Source organism: Salifodinibacter halophilus (assembly GCA_012999515.1).
Lineage (GTDB): Bacteria > Pseudomonadota > Gammaproteobacteria > Nevskiales > Salinisphaeraceae > Salifodinibacter > Salifodinibacter halophilus.
In genome coordinates, this window is the sequence record JABEEB010000397.1 from 1 (window position 1) to 258 (window position 258).

Genomic DNA, 258 nt, shown 5'->3' on the forward strand with positions numbered 1-258 from the left:
GGGATGATAGCCGGGCTCTCGCCGAGGAACAGCGTCTGGAGGCCGAGGGCGAGCGTCGCCACGACGGCGACGATGACGAGCGTGCGGGCGAGCCAGAGCCACGTCAGGCCGACGCCCTCGCCGAGTCCGCTCCCCTTCATCAGTTCGTCGATGGCGGGTGCGCCGTAGACCCACGCCGCGAAGACGAGGATGCCGAGGACCGAAAGCGGGAGGAGAAGCTGGTAGGCGAGCGTGTCGAACCAGCCGAGCCACGCGGAG

At 69.8% G+C, this 258-nt stretch carries 1 protein-coding gene; it reads right to left on the reverse strand.

Annotation, left to right across the window (positions count from 1 at the left end):
- A partial coding sequence (locus HKX41_12180) for a sodium-dependent transporter (protein NNC24893.1) occupies positions 1 to 258 on the reverse strand: 258 nt, incomplete at both ends.